12 protein-coding genes are annotated in these 12,948 nt (G+C 68.3%); 11 read left to right on the forward strand and 1 reads right to left on the reverse strand.

Features of this window, described 5'->3' with window-relative positions:
• Positions 1-39: 39 nt before the first annotated feature.
• Together zapE and HH212_RS15380 are read left to right on the forward strand one after the other, a co-directional pair.
• Positions 40-1,137, forward strand: a complete 1,098-nt coding sequence (zapE, locus tag HH212_RS15375; protein WP_170203272.1) for a cell division protein ZapE — start codon at positions 40-42, stop codon at positions 1,135-1,137.
• Between the two features lie 32 nt (positions 1,138-1,169).
• The gene (locus tag HH212_RS15380; protein ID WP_229217297.1) at positions 1,170-1,874 is read left to right on the forward strand and encodes a hypothetical protein; all 705 of its coding nucleotides are present in this window, start codon (positions 1,170-1,172) and stop codon (positions 1,872-1,874) included.
• Positions 1,875-1,938: 64 nt separating this feature from the next.
• Here HH212_RS15380 and HH212_RS15385 read toward each other — a convergent pair whose 3' ends face one another.
• Positions 1,939-2,694, reverse strand: coding sequence for a PP2C family protein-serine/threonine phosphatase (locus tag HH212_RS15385; protein WP_170203273.1), 756 nt, complete (start codon positions 2,692-2,694; stop codon positions 1,939-1,941).
• A 189-nt stretch (positions 2,695-2,883) separates the two neighbouring features.
• Here HH212_RS15385 and HH212_RS15390 point away from each other — a divergent pair, with 189 nt between their 5' ends.
• The 9 genes from HH212_RS15390 to rlmD all read left to right on the forward strand — a co-directional run bounded on the left by HH212_RS15390 (position 2,884) and on the right by rlmD (position 12,811).
• A complete protein-coding gene (locus tag HH212_RS15390) occupies positions 2,884-3,084 on the forward strand; it encodes a YdcH family protein (RefSeq protein ID WP_036168848.1) in 201 nt (66 codons plus the stop codon).
• 176 nt (positions 3,085-3,260) lie between these two features.
• A complete protein-coding gene (yoaA, locus tag HH212_RS15395) occupies positions 3,261-5,342 on the forward strand; it encodes a DNA repair helicase YoaA (RefSeq protein WP_170203274.1) in 2,082 nt (693 codons plus the stop codon).
• A gap of 109 nt (positions 5,343-5,451) precedes the next feature.
• Positions 5,452-6,057, forward strand: a complete 606-nt coding sequence (locus HH212_RS15400) for a toll/interleukin-1 receptor domain-containing protein (RefSeq protein ID WP_170203275.1) — start codon at positions 5,452-5,454, stop codon at positions 6,055-6,057.
• An 8-nt stretch (positions 6,058-6,065) separates the two neighbouring features.
• Complete coding sequence (locus tag HH212_RS15405; protein ID WP_170203276.1) at positions 6,066-7,319, forward strand: hypothetical protein; 1,254 nt, start codon at positions 6,066-6,068, stop codon at positions 7,317-7,319.
• A 130-nt stretch (positions 7,320-7,449) separates the two neighbouring features.
• Positions 7,450-8,187, forward strand: a complete 738-nt coding sequence (gene surE, locus HH212_RS15410) for a 5'/3'-nucleotidase SurE (protein ID WP_170203277.1) — start codon at positions 7,450-7,452, stop codon at positions 8,185-8,187.
• A 41-nt stretch (positions 8,188-8,228) separates the two neighbouring features.
• Positions 8,229-9,080: a protein-L-isoaspartate(D-aspartate) O-methyltransferase gene (locus tag HH212_RS15415; protein WP_170203278.1), complete on the forward strand. Its 852-nt coding sequence runs from the start codon at positions 8,229-8,231 to the stop codon at positions 9,078-9,080.
• 34 nt (positions 9,081-9,114) lie between these two features.
• Positions 9,115-10,104, forward strand: coding sequence for a peptidoglycan DD-metalloendopeptidase family protein (locus HH212_RS15420; protein ID WP_170203279.1), 990 nt, complete (start codon positions 9,115-9,117; stop codon positions 10,102-10,104).
• Between the two features lie 9 nt (positions 10,105-10,113).
• Positions 10,114-11,142: an RNA polymerase sigma factor RpoS gene (gene rpoS, locus HH212_RS15425; protein WP_170203280.1), complete on the forward strand. Its 1,029-nt coding sequence runs from the start codon at positions 10,114-10,116 to the stop codon at positions 11,140-11,142.
• A 262-nt stretch (positions 11,143-11,404) separates the two neighbouring features.
• Positions 11,405-12,811, forward strand: coding sequence for a 23S rRNA (uracil(1939)-C(5))-methyltransferase RlmD (gene rlmD, locus HH212_RS15430; protein ID WP_170203281.1), 1,407 nt, complete (start codon positions 11,405-11,407; stop codon positions 12,809-12,811).
• Positions 12,812-12,948: the final 137 nt, after the last annotated feature.

Raw genomic sequence — 12,948 nt, forward strand, 5'->3', positions numbered from 1 at the left:
GGACGGGACAACCCGTCCACCCCGCATTATTTGATCCCCATGAACGTCCAAGAGTACTACCAGCACGCGCTCACCGAACGCGGTTTCAAGTCCGATCCCGCGCAGCAGCGCGCCGTCGACCGCCTGCAGCAAGCCTACGACGGCTGGGTCGACTACAAGGCCCGGCGCTCGTCCGCGTTCAAGCGCCTGATCAACCGTCCCGACGTGCCGCGCGGCGTCTACCTGTGGGGCGGGGTGGGGCGCGGCAAGTCCTTCCTGATGGACAGCTTTTACTCGGTGGTGCCGGTGGTGCGCAAGACGCGCCTGCACTTCCACGAATTCATGCGCGCGGTGCACCGCCAGCTCGACGAGCTGAAGGGCATGGAAGACCCGCTGGTCGAAGTCGCCAAGCGCATCGCCAAGAAATACCGCCTGATCTGCTTCGACGAATTCCACGTCAACGACGTGGCCGACGCCATGATCATGTACAACCTGCTGTCGAACCTGTTCGACCTCGGCGTGTCGTTCGTGATGACCTCGAACTACGACCCGGACAAGCTGTATCCGGACGGCCTGCACCGCGACCGCATGCTGCCGACCATCGCCCTGCTCAAGGCGCGCATGGACGTGCTGAACGTCGACGCCGGCATCGACTACCGCCACCGCGCGCTGGAGCAGGTCGAGGCCTACTACACGCCGCTGAACGCCGCCAGCGACCGCCAGCTGCGCGACGCCTATGCCAAGATCGCCGACACCGCCGACGAGGACCCACGCGTGCGCATCGAGCAGCGCGAACTGCGCGCACTGAGGCGCGCGGGAGGGGTGATCTGGTTCGATTTCGCCACCCTGTGCGGCGGTCCGCGCTCGCAGAACGATTACCTGGAACTGGCCAGCCAGTTCCACACCGTGATCCTGTCCGCCATCCCGCGCATGTCGGCCTCGATGTCGTCCGAGGCGCGCCGCTTCACCTGGCTGATCGACGTGTTCTACGACCACAAGGTCAAGCTCTTGATGTCGGCCGAGGTCGAGCCCGAGCAGCTGTATACCGAAGGATCGATGTCGAACGAGTTCCATCGCACCGTGTCGCGTATCATCGAGATGCAGTCGCGCGAATACATGCTGGCCGAGCGCCGCGGCGCCGCCGACGCGCTGGCCTGACATCTCCGACAAGATTCCATCAAGAGGAACCGATGAAACACGATCCGACATCCTTCATGCGCGCCTTGCGCAGCGCCGGCGCGGCAGGCATGCTGGCGGCGCTGGCCGCCTGCGCCGGACCCGAGCCGGTGCCGCGCGAAATCCCGCCGCCGCCGGTGACCTCGGTGGCCCAGGCCGACCAGCAGCTGGCCGCCGTGGCGCGCGAACGCGCCGCGATCGAGGCGCGCTTCGCCGAGCGCGAACGCGTCTGCTATACCAAGTTCCTGGTCACCAATTGCATCAACGAGGCGCGCGAACGCCACCGCAGCGCGCTCGCCGCCCAGCGCGCGATCGAGGTGCAGGCCGCGCGCTTCAAGCGCCAGGCCAAGGTCGACGAGCGCGACCGCAACCTGGCGGAAGCCGAACAACGCTACCAGGAGCAGGAAGCGCACCTGGCCGCCGCGCCGCCCAAGCCGGCGCCGGACGTGGCGCCCGCGCCGGCGCCGCGCAAGTCGAGCGTGCCGGCGCGCACCGCCCAGCGCGATGCCCGCGTGCGCGCGGCGCAGCAGAAGGAAGCGGCGGAAACGGACAAGCGCGCCGCCAATGTGCGCGCCTACGAAGAGCGCAAGGCCGAATCGGAAGAGCGCCAGCGGCGCGTGGCCCAGCGCCAGGCCGACAAGGCGGCCAAGGCGGCCAGGCAGGCGGCGGAATCGGCGGACAAGGCCAAGGCCGCCGCGGCGGGTGCGCCGGCGCAGTAATACGGGATATCGCGTTATACGGACTACCGGGTTCGGCGTAGGGTGGACGGCGTAGCCGTCCACCCTACGCGGCGACCAATTTGACGATGGCCATGCTGCAATTGCCGCCCTTGCCCTGCGAGCGCTCGCCCGCCTTGTTGATCAGCATCTCGGACGCCTGGCGCGGCGACGAGCGTGCGGTGGCCGCGCCCAGTTCGGCATCGGTGAAGAAGTGCCACAGCCCATCCGTGCACAGCACGAAGATGTCGCCCGGCGCCAGCGCGGCGCGCTGGCCGACGGTGACGAACGGGTCCTTGCGGTCATTGCCCAGCACGTTCAGCAGCAGCTTGGATTTGCGGTGGTTGCGCGCCGCCTCGGGTGGCAGGCGGTCGCTGGACGTCAGGTGCTCGACGTAGGCGGCATCGCCCGTGCGCGTTTCGCATTTGCCGTCGTGGAAGTAATACAGGCGCGAGTCGCCCACGTGCGCCCACACCGCTTCGCCGTGCGGGCTCAGCACCAGGCCGACGAAAGTGGCGTGCGCGGTCGACTGGGCCGCCACCGCGTTCATCTTGATGACGGTATGGGTTTCCTGGACGATGTCGCGCAGCAGTTGTGCCAAGCGCTCGACGGAGGCCCGGTCGCCCGGCTTGAATTCGTCGAACATCTGCTTGGCGGTATGCAGCGCCTGTTCCGACCCGGCGGCGCCGGCGATGCCGTCGGACAGCACGGCCAGCACGTAGCCGGGCGCGCGGGCGCCGGTCATCAGCGCCACCCGGTCGTTCTGTTGTGGGCGATTGCCCAGGTGCTGCGCGGTTCCGGCTTCTATCTTGTATGCGGTCATAAACGTGGCTTTCCGATACCGGCTTGCCGAACTTTGTTGGCGGCAACGGCGGTGTAGATTAAACTATGCACCGGTTTATGCCAGTGTTGCAAGCCGTGTTGCAAGCGGTAACAGCGAATCGTGCCATCCCGGCTCAGGGGCGGCGTCATCCTTCCCCATCCAGCCCTATCTATCTCGGAACCACCCACCATGATCGACGTCCAGGAGATCCAGCGCCGCATTATCGAACTCGACGTGGAACATCGCGACCTCGACGCCGTGATCGACATGCTCACGCGTGACGGCCACACCGACCAGTTGCAATTGCGCCGCCTGAAGAAGCGCAAGCTGCAGTTGAAGGACCATATCACGCTGCTCAAGATGCAGCTGGTGCCCGACGTCCCGGCCTGAGGCCGGCGCGGCCGGCGGCGTCGCCCCGGACTGCGCCCCGGCAACCGGCAAGGCGCGGCGGCTGCTACAATCGCTGTTCCGGTGCGCCCATCCGCCTTGCCGCGCCCGCAGGCCGACCGGATTTCACCTCCGCCATTTCCTGTTCCACCGCCATCACCTTGACCGATCATCTTCCCATGCCAGGCGCCGGCGCCGGCGAGCCCATTCCTTCCGCATCCGCCGAACAGTCGCCGGCACAGGCGTCCGGCCAGGCGCCCGGCAAATACGACGAGGAAGTCGACCGCATCTTCGGCGCCGGCGGCCCGCTCGCGCCCGCGGTCGGCACCTTCAAGCCGCGCCAGTCGCAGACCGAGATGGCCAAGGCGATCGCGCACGCGATCGGCACCCAGGGCACGCTCATCGCCGAGGCCGGCACCGGCACCGGCAAGACCTTCGCCTACCTGGTGCCGGCACTGCTGTGGGGCGGCAAGACGATCGTCTCGACCGGGACCAAGAACTTGCAGGATCAATTGTTCTCGCGTGACATCCCGACCGTGCGTGCCGCCCTGCGCGCGCCGGTGTCGGTGGCGCTGCTCAAGGGCCGCGCCAACTACGTCTGCCACTACCACCTGGAACGCACGCTGCAGAACGGCCGCCTGACCTCGCGCGACGACGTCGGCCACCTGCGCGAGATCTCGCGCTTCATGAAGATGACCAACTCGGGCGACAAGGCCGAGCTGGCCAAGGTGCCGGAAACCGCGTCCGTGTGGAACCTGGTGACCTCGACGCGCGAGAACTGCGTCGGCCAGGAGTGCCAGTACTACCAGGATTGCTTCGTGATGAAGGCGCGCCGCGAAGCCCAGCAGGCCGACGTGGTGGTGGTCAACCACCACCTGTTCTTCGCCGACGTGGCGCTGAAGGAAGGCGGCATGGCCGAGCTGCTGCCGGCCGCCAACACCATCGTGTTCGACGAGGCGCACCAGCTGCCCGAGGTGGCGACGCTGTTCTTCGGCACCACCGTTTCCACCTCGCAGGTGCTGGAACTGTGCCGCGACGTGCTGGCCGAGGGCCTGGCGCACGCGCGCGGCAGCCCGGACTGGGCCAAGGTCGTGACGGTGGTGGAAAAGGCGGCGCGCGACCTGCGCCTGACCTTCCCCGAGGGCGGCACGCGCCTGTCGCTGCCGCAGATCCCGCCCAGTTCGGACTTCTTCCCGGCGCTGGAAAAGCTGAAGGAAGAGCTGGAAGGCCTGGTCGACGTGCTCGAGGAAAACGCCGAGCGTGCCGAGACGCTGGAGCAGTGCCGCGTGCGCGCGGTCGAGCTGCTGGAACAGTTCAAGGCGTGGAAAGCCGAACCGCCAAAGAAGAGGGAGCCGAAGAAGGCCAAGGATGCCGACCCCGGCGAGGAAGAAGCCGGGAGCGGCGACGCGGTATTGTGGGTCGAAGCCTTCGCTTCCGCACTGCAATTGCACAAGACGCCGCTGTCGATCGCGCCGATCTTCGCCGGCCAGCGCGCCGGCAGCCCGCGCAGCTGGATCTTCACCTCGGCCACGCTGGCGGTGAAGAACGACTTCAAGCATTTCACCGCCCAGCTCGGCATGACCGGCGAGCCCGCCGTTACCTGGCCCAGCCCCTTCGATTACCAGGAGCAGGGTATCCTGTACGTGCCGACCGGCCTGCCGGAACCGAACACCATGGGCTATACCGACGCCGTGGTCGACGCGGCGCTGCCGGTGATCGAGGCCGCCGGCGGGCGCACCTTTTTCCTGTGCACCACGATCCGCGCCGTCAACCGCGTGGCCGAGCGCCTGCGCGCCGAGTTCGCCGCGCGCGGCCTGGCGTTCCCGCTGTTCGTGCAGGGCGAGCGCGGCCGCACCGAACTGCTGGATTCCTTCCGCAACGCCGGCAACGCGGTGCTGGTGGGCAGCCAGAGCTTCTGGGAAGGCGTCGACGTGCGCGGCGAGGCGCTGTCGCTGGTGATCATCGACAAGCTGCCGTTCGCGCCGCCGGACGACCCGGTGCTGGCCGCGCGCATCGAGATCATGGAAAAGAAGGGCATGAACGGCTTCGTCCACCACACGCTGCCGGAAGCCATCATCAACCTGAAGCAGGGCGCCGGGCGCCTGATCCGCGACGTCGACGACCGCGGCGTGCTGATGCTGTGCGACCCGCGCGTGATCAGCAAGCCCTACGGCCGGCGCATCTGGCAGAGCCTGCCGCCGTTCCGGCGCACGCGCGTGCAGGCGGACGTGATCGACTTCTTCAGGCAGCCCAAGCCGTAGGCGCCGTGCCGGCGCGGGCCTGGCGGCCGAGGCTGAGCGCGCTTGTGCTCCCACAACATGCGCCATGGGTGGATTGCTAGAGTCTCCAGGACTTCGACAGGAGACCGCAATGGCAATCCGTTACGGCTGTTTCTTCAGCTATGCCCATGGCCGGCATGAGCTCATGCGGCAGTTCAAGGCCACGCTGGTGGATGCCCTGCGCTGCTACCTCGAACCCCATTTCGACGACGAAGACGAACTCTTCGTCGATACCGACCAGCTCGGCGGCGGCGACGACCTCGACCGCAAGATCGCGCGCGCGTTGTGCGAAAGCGCCTGCATGGTGCTGATCTACACGCCGAAGTACGAAGCGCACGCCTACACGCGGCGCGAATACGCGGCCATGCGCCTGCTGGAAGCCGAGCGCAGCGCGTGGTACCAGCTGCCCAGCCGGCTGATCATCCCGGTCATCATGACCCGCCACCCCGACCGGCTGCCGCCGCAGATCACCGAATCGTTCTACGTCGATTTCTCGCGCTTCACGATGGCGACGGGCGACCTCAAGTCGAACACCGACTTCCTGCCGGACATCGACAAGATGGTCCAGCGCATCGCCGCCCATTACCAGCTCCAGAAAAGACACATGCCGCCGGGGCACGATTGCAACCAATTCGTGCTGCCCGCTGTCCCACCGCCATGGCGCGAGAGCCCGGACCCAACCTTCCCCAAAAAATAAGGAGCCCTATGGATACCACCCGCATCACCGCGCAGCCGGCCGGGATGGCCGGCGAGGTGACGACGTTTTATTCCTACGACAGCGCCCCCGTGCGCAGCCTGGCGCTCGCGCATGCCGGCTGGCTGCTGGCCGGGCGCCGCCAGGCGCAGACGCCGGTGCTGATGATCGACTGGGACCTCGACAGTCCGGGCCTGCACCATTATTTCCAGCGCGGCGACGGCCAGCGCGCCGGCGTGCTCGAACTGTTCGAAGGGTGCCGCGACCGGTTGCGCGGCGAGGACGGCGCCGCGCGCGGCGACGGCGAGGGCGCCGAGGCGCTGGCCGCGCGCGTGCTCGACGCCATCGACTGGGACGCGCATATCGAGCGCGTGGACGATGTGCGCCCGCTGTACCTGATGCGCGCCGGCCGCTTCGACGACAGCTACGGCGAGCGCGCCGACCGCATCGACTGGGACGCGCTGTTCGGCACCTGCCCGGCGCTGTTCCGCAGCTTTGCCGCCGGCCTCAAGCGGCGCTTCGCCCACGTGCTGGTCGATTGCCGGGGCGGGCGCTCGGCCGCCGCCAGCGTCTGCACCGCGCTGCTGCCCGACAAGGTGGTCGGCCTGTTCACCCCCGACCGGCGCAGCCTGGACGGCCTGGCCGGCGTGGTGGCGCGCGCGCTCGACTACCGCTGCAGCCACGAGGACGAGCAGCGCCCGCTGCTGGTGTATCCGCTGCCCAGCCCGGTCGACAGCGCCGGCGAGGCGCGCCTGCGCTGGCGTCTCGGCGATGCGCAGCAGGGCGGCGCCGGCTACCAGGCCGCGCTCGAGGAATTGCTGGGCCGGTGCTACGGCATCTCCGCCATGTGCCTCGACAGCTACCTGGACGAGGTGGTGCTGCCGCAGGCCGGCCTGCTGGGCGCGGCCCTGCCGTCCGGCCGCGGGCACCGCGGCAAGCGCGACCGGCTGGGCGCGGTGCGCAGCATCGAGGCGCTGCTCGAATGGCTGGAACCAGGCCATTTTCCCTGGCGTTCGCTGGTCGAGGTGCGCCTGCTGCAGGCGATCGAGGCCTTGCGCGAGCGCGCCGCCGATCCGCAGGCGCCGGTCCTGCTGCGCGAAATGGCGCGCCTGGGCGAATCCTACCTGAGCCAGCAGGACGAACTGGAGGCGGCGCGCTGCATCGAACGCCACGCGATCGCGCTGCAGAAAGGCATCCATGCGATGGAAGAGGGCAAGCGCGGCCTGCCGGCGGCGCGGCGGCACGGCGAGGCGCGCATGACCTAGCGCCGGCGATCGCGCTGGCGCGGCGGCGCGGTGTGGTGCATCCGCTACGCCGGCGCAGCGCGCGGCGGTGAACAAGAAATGTGCAGCGGCGTGGATCGCTGTTCCCGTTGCTTCAGGTAAAATCCCATGCATGCGAATCCTTATCAGTAACGACGACGGCTACCTCGCCCCCGGCATCAACGCCCTGGCCGATGCCCTGGCGCAGGTGGCCGAGATCGTGGTGGTCGCCCCCGACAGCAACCGCTCGGGCGCGTCGAACTCCCTGTCGCTGGACCGCCCGCTGTCGGTCTCGAAGGCCGCCAACGGTTTCTTCTTCACCAACGGCACGCCCAGCGATTGCGTGCACATCGCGCTGACGGCGATGCTCGACGCGCCGCCCGACCTGGTGGTTTCCGGCATCAACAACGGCCAGAACATGGGCGACGACACGCTGTACTCCGGCACCGTGGCGGCCGCCACCGAGGCTTACCTGTTCGGTATCCCGGCGATCGCGTTTTCGCAGGTCAGGAGCGGCTGGGCCGAGGTGGAATCGGCGGCGCGGGTGGCGCGCGACATCGTGCTGCGCGGCTTCGACACGCTGGATGCGCCCTTCCTGCTGAACGTGAACATCCCGAACCTGCCGTATGAACGGATGGGGCCGCTTACCCCGACCCGCCTCGGCCGCCGCCACCACTCCGAGCCGGTGATCCGCGCCCAGGATCCGCGCGGACGGGAAATTTTCTGGATCGGTGCGCCCGGCGCTTGCCGCGACGCCGCGGAAGGCACCGATTTCCATGCGACGGCGCAGGGCAGGGTATCGCTGACGCCGCTGCAGGTCGACCTGACCCACAGGGAACAGCTGGACGCGTTGCGGCGCAGCCTGGGATGAACGCACCATGAGCATGAGCGAACCATGAGCATGAGGAAACCATGAGCGAGAAGCGCAGCAATTTCCCCTTGCCGTTGTCGTCGGTGACCGGCGCAGGCGCGCGCAAGCCGGCCGCGCCGGCGCCGGTGGCCACGCCGCAGACGGCGACCCAGAATGCGCGCAGCAATGGCCAGGCGCCGGCCACGCCGGCAGGCGATGCGCGCCAGCGCGGCGCGCAGCCGGCGCAGCCGCAGCAGGCGCTGGCGCGTTCCGACCTGATGGCGACCGAGGCCCCGCGCCGCGCCATGGCGGCGCGCGTGGCGCGCCAGGGCGTGGCCGACGCCCAGGTGCTGGGCGCGCTGGAAACGGTGCCGCGCCACCTGTTCGTCGAGCCGGCGATGTCGTCGCAGGCATATGCCGACGTGTCGCTGCCGATCGGCTACAGCCAGACGATTTCGCAGCCGTACATGGTGGCGCGCATGATCGAACTGCTCAAGGCCAACGGCCAGCCGCTGCGCCGCGTGCTCGAGATCGGCACCGGCTGCGGCTACCAGGCCGCGGTGCTGTGCCGGGTCGCGCAGGAGGTGTTTTCGGTCGAGCGCATCAAGCCGCTGCACGAGCTGGCCAAGCACAATCTCCGGCCCTTGCACGTCGCCAACCTGCGTTTGCAGTACGGAGATGGTATGCTAGGGCTCCCGCAGGCCGCCCCCTTCGACGGCATCATCCTGGCGGCGGCCGGATCCGAGGTGCCGCGCGCCCTGCTCGAACAGATGGCCATCGGTGCGCGCCTGGTGGCGCCGGTCGGCGCCCAGGTCCAGCACTTGCAGCGTATCATCCGCACCGGCAAGTCGGAATGGACCAGCGAAACGCTGGAAGCCTGCCATTTCGTCCCGCTGCGGCCGGGCATCGCCTGAGCATGCCGGAATGTCGTAACAGATTTAGATGAGAATGAAACCAACACCCCGTTTAGCCCTGCTGGCGATCAGTCTCGGCGTCCTGTCCGCCTGTAGCACCGAGACCCGCCAGGCCCCCGTGATCGACCGTCCGACCCCGCCCGCATCCGCCCACCGCCCGCGCCCCGCGCCGGCCCCGCAGCCGGTCGAGCAGCCCAGGAGCGACGCCGGAGGCATGTACACGGTGCGCCGCGGCGACACGCTGCTGCGCATCGCGCTCGATTTCGGCCAGAACTACCGCGACCTGATCGCCTGGAACAGCCTGTCCGATCCGAACGACATCAAGGTCGGGCAGGTGCTGCGGGTGGCGCCGACCGGCGGCGCCGCGAATGCCAGCCCGGCCGTCGCCGGCGGCAGCGCCGTGGTGACCGCGCCGATCGCCATGCCGGGCGCCGAGCGCCCGGCCGCGCCGCCGAAGAAGACCGCGCCGCGCGGCGACAAGAAGCCGTACGGCGAGTCCGCCCTGGCCGAGGCGCAGAAGGACAAGGACAAGGACGAGAACGGCAAGCCGGAGCGTCCGCCGGCCGGTGCGCTGGCCGTGCCGGCGCCGGTGCAGGCGGCGTCGACGGCGCCGGGCGCGCTGGCCGCCGGCAGCACCGTCACCGCCAGCGACGACGAGCGCCTGAGCTGGATGTGGCCGTCCGACGGCCGCATCGTCGCCACCTTCGACGAAGGCAAGAACAAGGGCATCGACATCGCCGGCAAGATCGGCCAGCACGTGCTGGCCGCCGGTTCCGGAAAGGTGATGTATGCCGGCAGCGGCATCCGCGGATATGGTAATCTGGTGATTGTCAAACATAGCAACAGCTTGCTGTCGGCGTATGCGCACAACCGCAACATCGTGGTCAAGGAAGGTCAAAGCGTGACCAAGGGCCAGGTGATCGCGGAAATGGGCGATTCCGATACCGACACCGTCAAACTGCATTTCGAGATACGCCAGCAAGGCAAGCCGGTCGACCCGGCCAAGTTCCTGCCGAGCCGTTAGAGAGGTCCAATGACGCCGCCGCCCGATCCGTTCGACCCAGACCCACAGGACAATGCATCGGACGATGCGGCGGACCACGCCGCGGACGATGCGCACGAGGGCGGCGAGTTCGGTGCGGATGGGGTCGAACGCGCCGATGCGCTGCCCGAAGGCGCCGCGCTCGATGCCGCCGACGATTTGAAGAAGGCGCTGCAGGCGGAACTCTCCACCGACACCACCCAGCATTACCTGAACCGCATCGGCGCCAAGCCGCTGCTGGGCGCCGAGCAGGAAGTGCAGGTCGCCACGCTGGCCAAGGCCGGCGACTTCGGCGCCCGCCAGAAAATGATCGAGCACAACCTGCGGCTGGTGGTGTCGATCGCCAAGCACTACATCAACCGCGGCGTGGTGCTGCTCGACCTGATCGAGGAAGGCAACATCGGCCTGATGCGCGCGATCGACAAGTTCGAGCCCGAGCGCGGCTTCCGCTTTTCCACCTACGCCACCTGGTGGATCCGCCAGAGCATCGAGCGCGCCATCATGAACCAGGCGCGCACCGTGCGCCTGCCGGTGCACATGGTGCGCGAGCTGAACCAGGTGCTGCGCGCCAAGTACCACCTCGAATCGCAGCACCACGACGGCAAGGACGCCTGCGCCGAGGACATCGCCAGCCTGGTCGGGCGCCCGGTGGAAGAGGTGCAGGACATCCTGGCGCTGTCCGAGCACGCCACCTCGCTCGACGCTCCGCTCGACAACGATCCGCAGAGCAGCCTGATGGACATGCTGCCCGACGAGGCCGACGTCAGCCCGGACACGCACGCCGAGCAGCACGAGATGACCTTGCTGGTGCGCGACTGGCTGCAGAAGCTGCCCGACAAGCAGCGCGTGGTGGTGGTGCGCCGCTTCGGCCTCGACAACGACGATCCGGCCACGCTGGAAACCCTGGCCGAGGAAATGGGCGTGACGCGCGAACGGGTGCGCCAGATCCAGCAGGAAGCCCTGGTGAAACTGAAGCGGGCCATGGCCGCCCGTGGCGTCGTGCGCGATTCCTTGCTATGATGCCCGCCGGGCCGGATGAGGCCCGTTTTTCATGATGAATTCCCGCCGGACCGTTTGCGCCGCCGATCGATGATGGGCGCAATGCCGATGATCCGTCATCCCCGCGCAGGCGGGGACCCATACTGAGCCGCCATTGTCGCCGTGCCCGGCGATCCGGCTTCGCTTCATTCAGCATGGGCCCCCGCCTTCGCGGGGGCGACGCGTCGACGCCGCCGGCCGTTTCCATCGTCCCGGTTCCCTCTCGATCTTCCTTCTTCCGACCATGCAAGAAACCTTCATCGACATCAAATCCCTCGACATGGACGCGCGCGGCGTCGGCCACCTGCAGAACGAGGACGGCACCCAAGGCAAGGTGATCTTCGTCGAGGGCGCGCTGCCGGGCGAGCGCGTCAGCTTCGAGACGCTGCGCAAGAAGAAGAACTGGGAATCGGGCCGCATGGTCACGCTGCAGCGCGCCTCGGCGATGCGCGTGACGCCGAAGTGCCCGCACTTCTGGCACTGCGGCGGCTGCTCGATGCAGCACCTGGAGGCCTCGAGCCAGGTGGCGATGAAGCAGCGCGTGCTGGAAGATAACCTGTGGCACATCGGCAAGACCAAGGCCGAACACATCATGCGCCCGATGTACGGCCCGACCTGGGAATACCGCCTGCGCGCGCGCCTGTCGGTGCGCTGGGTGCCCAAGAAGGGTACGGTGCTGGTCGGCTTCCACGAGCGCCATTCCTCGTACGTGGCCGACATGACCAGTTGCGAGATCATCCCGCGCCACCTGTCGAACATGCTGGTGCCGCTGCGCGAGCTGGTGGGCGCGCTGTCGATCTACCAGCAGATGCCGCAGATCGAGGTCGCGGTGGGCGAGGACGTGACCGTGCTGGTGCTGCGCGTCATGGCGCCGCTGTCGGCGGCCGACGAACGATTGGTGAAGGCCTTCGCCGACCAGTGGCACATCCAGTGGTGGCTGCAGCCGAAGGGGCCGGACAGCGCGTATCCGTACTACCCGCTGGGCAAGGAACTGTACTACACGCTGCCGGAATTCGGCATCAGGATGCCGTTCAAGCCGACCGATTTCACCCAGGTCAACCACCAGATCAACCGCCTGCTGGTGCACAAGGCGCTGCGCCTGCTGGAGGTGGCGCCGGGCGAGCGCGTGGCCGACCTGTTCTGCGGGCTGGGCAATTTCACGCTGCCGCTGGCGACCCAGGCGCGCGAAGTGGTCGGCATCGAGGGCAGCACCGCGCTGACCACGCGCGCGCTGGAAAATGCGCGCGCCAACGGCCTGGCCGACAAGACCCGCTTTTATACCCGCAACCTGTTCGAAGTCACCAGGGACGACCTGGTCGAACTGGGCAAGTTCGACCGCATGCTGGTCGACCCGCCGCGCGACGGCGCCGTGGCGCTGGCGCTGGCGCTGGCCGAACTGCGCCTGAGCCACCCGGACCTGCTGCCCAGCCGCATCGTCTACGTCTCGTGCAGTCCGTCCACGCTGGCGCGCGACGCCGGCATCCTGACCCATCGCGCCGGCTACCGCATGACCAAGGCCGGCGTGGCCAACATGTTCCCGCATACCTCGCACGTGGAGTCGATCGGGGTGTTCGAGCTGATCCCGGATTTCCAGCCGCGCGCGTTCGAGGCGGTGGGGCAGGGCCAGGAAGCGCTGGAAACGCAGGGCTGAGCGCCGACGTCGGTTCCCTGTGTCAGCCTTGGCACGTCGTCCCCGCGGAGGCGGGGACCCATGCTGAGTCACCGTAGTCGTCATGCCGGCAATCCGGCTTCGCTTCATTCAGCATGGGCCCCCGCCAAGGGGGCCGC

The organism is Massilia forsythiae (genome assembly GCF_012849555.1).
Lineage (GTDB): Bacteria > Pseudomonadota > Gammaproteobacteria > Burkholderiales > Burkholderiaceae_D > Telluria > Telluria forsythiae.